The 746-nt window shown below is 45.4% G+C and carries 1 protein-coding gene; it reads left to right on the top strand.

What is annotated here, in order from left to right; genetic code table 11:
- Window positions 1-209: 209 nt before the first annotated feature.
- Entirely contained in the window at window positions 210-728 is a 519-nt protein-coding gene (locus C5S62_RS06640; protein WP_104404612.1) for a hypothetical protein, read from the top strand.
- Window positions 729-746: the final 18 nt, after the last annotated feature.

Below are 746 nucleotides of genomic sequence, written 5' to 3'. Positions count from 1 at the left end.
AATTTAACACTTTTCTCAAAATTCATGCACCGTGTTTTCGGCTTGACCCGAAAGATGGTCAATAGGTGCCGTCTACAACATGCCGCAATACGATTATTTCAACAGAGATTTCATTACTTCTGACGGACAGAAGCCTTATGCCGGCATCCGATCGAAAAACCACAGCACAAGTCTCAGAATCCAAATAGAACTATAAAAACATAAAAGCAATGAGAAACAAATTAAACGTACTGTTCCTCACAGCCATGACCATACTGTGTGTGAACTACGCAACGGCGTGCGGCATAGCCAAAGACACCGACACCAAGAACAAAAGCACGAAAGAAGCACCTGTATGCAACAAATGGATACATCCAGACAAAACCGCTTACAGGATATTGGGACGGAAACTGACAGACATACTCATCAACGCTAAGCAAGTGAGAGTATTCTCGCTCACCCCCAAGGAAACCATCACGCCCGATGACTATGAGGTGGAACCGCACTTTGTGCGTGACTCGCTTCTTGGCACGCTCACCCGGGAGCAAGCTGTAGTGCTGAAATACAATCTGGTGTCGAACGGTGCGAACTACCATAATGACAGCACCTACATCACCATGTCACCCTATTATCCCATCATAGAATTCGAATGTACCAAGAAAAAGGAAGTGGCGCACATCATCATTTCACCGAGCACGTTCACATGGGCCGTAAAATGGGTCAAGCCGAAATTCCGGTGCATTTGTTAAAATTCGAGAGCTGAAATG

The organism is Prevotella sp. MGM2 (genome assembly GCF_002933955.1).
Lineage (GTDB): Bacteria > Bacteroidota > Bacteroidia > Bacteroidales > Bacteroidaceae > Alloprevotella.
This window is presented reverse-complemented; position numbering and strand designations above follow the sequence as displayed.